The following is a 2,295-nucleotide window of genomic DNA, read 5'->3' on the forward strand; positions in this document are numbered from 1 at the left end:
GACATCTGCCTATTCTAGCTTATAAAGGGTATAACAAGAGCGGATTTGGTATCATCATCATATAAGAACTTTTTATAGTTGTCAGTTCTGTTGTAAAAATATTTGGTAACTCCTAAAAGAGTTCTTAAAGTAACATTAAGTCCAGGGAAAGCATAATGCTTTTTTTCTAAGTGACGAAGAATCCTAAAAGTTTGTGCATTCCCTTCATAACCTCCAATATCTTTAGCCAATTCATTTAAGACTGTTTCTCCTGCATGGCCAAAAGGTGGGTTTCCTAGATCATGAGATAAAGAACAGGTTTCAGCAACAATCGGATTTTTTAATTCTAAATCTCTAGCTATACCTCCAGCAATTTGAGCAACTTCTAAACTATGAGTTAATCTATTTCTATGAAAATTAGTAGGATCTATTCCTAGTAATTGCATTTTGCCCTGTAATCGGCGAAATGAAGAAGAGTATAAAACTCTGGCATAATCTCGTCTATAAGGGTCTCTCTGTCGTTCATTATCAGGTTCTTGATGCACTCTTTCTTCAAATCTTTGAGATTTCTTCTCTAAATCTTGAGCAAATAGACATAAATCTTGGTCATACATAAGAATCATTATTCTCTAAAAAGATTAATTTCGTTAACTAATTCTTAAAACCTAAAAATAGTTAACTACTGCCAATAAAAATAAATAACCGTCTGACTATAAACCTGCTTTTTGAATCCTATATTCAGAGTATTTTATTTATTAATTTTTCTCAATAATTGAGATCACGTTCAAAGTGTGATTATGATCGAGAAGTGGTCAAGAGTCCCGATGGGTTAATGAAGACGAATCAAAATGATTATGTGGTGAGTAGTCTACAGTCCCCGTCAGCCCCAAACGATTAACGGGACAAACCCCGACTACGTTTCTGTTCTTGTTCCCGTTGCCGTCGAATTTCAGCCATGAGAGTCTCATTCCAATCTTTATGATGTCTAGGCACTATCCGATTAATTTGAGCCGTTTCAGGGGCAATATTCCTTAATTCCTGCTCTAGTTCCTGACCAGCTTCATCCTTATCAGTCGCAATCATAATATGTCCCCCTTTATTATGGAACTTCTCAAAAACCCCTTTAAGTAGAGTTTTCTGCTTATCTGATAGGGTTCCACCAGTAGCAAAGTAACGGGTAGTATCATCAGGGAATAATTGATGATAACTTAAGCAGTCCAGGGGACTTTCACAGATAACCAGCGTCGTATCATCAGGTGAACCATTAGAAGCCCATAACCCCTTGATACCCCCCTTAGAAAAGCTCTTAAACTGCTGATTACGCATTTCATAGCCACAAACTCCCTCGCGGTCTGCATGAGGGAAAATGACATTATTATGGCTATCCGTGTAGATTCTACCTTGAAATCTAGGGTCATTACTGGTCTGTTGACTAATACCCCGTCGGGTTAAATAAGGATGAGTTACTATTGCTTGGAAGCCTTCAAATTGAGTAATGATTTTATGTCTGTCTGGGCTACTTGGGGTTAATTTAGGTGTTGGCTGTTTAGGAGAATAAGGAGGATTAGAAGGTTCATTTATCCAGGGTCTAAGTTCCTTTCTAACTTCCCCTAAATTGAGGGTTCTTCTATTCTGAATAAAGTCAATGATTGAGCCACTATCTCTATCATTATTAACCGATGAGTAAAAATAGTGTCCATCGCTTTGATTAACACCAACGAGAATCTTATCCCCTTGGTTATCTTTAAGAACAAGACAATTAACCGAACTTTTCTTTTTATCGATGCTGTAACCATTAGCTTGAGCATAATCAGCGAGGTTAATATCAGTTTTAAACTTATCCAGTTCTTGTGCAAGTTGTTCCTTTATTCTTCTAAGACGTTCATGATGTCTTGATAAGCGTTTTCTAGCCTTTCGATCCTCTCTGATAAGTCGTTCATTCTGTTGTTGAATGAGTTGATGGTTTCTGAGAAGTTCTTGATTAATTCGTTCTGTTGAGTTATCAAAGACTCCAATCTTTTCATCTGTTGCTCTAGTGATTTGTCGATTAATTCCTCTTGTTCTTTCTTGTCCTTCTCGTATTGAAGAGCAAAGTTCTTGAAGGTTTCTAAAAGTTCTTTCTCTAGTGGGGTCATCGTCTTCTACAGCTTGATACAGGGCTTCCCTTTGCATTTCCAGTCCGTTTTGTGCTGGCTGTTGGGGGGTAGGATGATGAATTTCCCCTGGTTGGTTTGATACAGTTCGATGCCCCAAGTCTCCTGTTTGAGTTGGTTGAGGGTGGTTTTGTTCGTCTGAATCTGTTGAAATTGGCTGGTT

The 2,295-nt window shown here is 37.8% G+C and carries 2 protein-coding genes; both read right to left on the reverse strand.

Annotated elements, in window-relative coordinates:
- Positions 1-14: 14 nt before the first annotated feature.
- Positions 15-602, reverse strand: coding sequence for a dGTP triphosphohydrolase (gene dgt, locus P9B04_RS21710; RefSeq protein ID WP_342057050.1), 588 nt, complete (start codon positions 600-602; stop codon positions 15-17).
- A 271-nt stretch (positions 603-873) separates the two neighbouring features.
- Positions 874-2,295, reverse strand: a 1,422-nt coding sequence (locus P9B04_RS21715; protein ID WP_342057051.1) for a DUF3991 and toprim domain-containing protein, incomplete at its 5' end; no start/stop codon positions are given.

The organism is Crocosphaera sp. Alani8 (assembly GCF_038442745.1).
In the GTDB taxonomy this organism is placed as follows: Bacteria; Cyanobacteriota; Cyanobacteriia; order Cyanobacteriales; family Microcystaceae; genus Crocosphaera.

Coding starts and splice junctions, on each gene's coding strand:
- dgt (WP_342057050.1), bottom strand. CDS start 602: ATGATTCTTATGTATGACCAAGATTTATGTCTATTTGCTCAAGATTTA.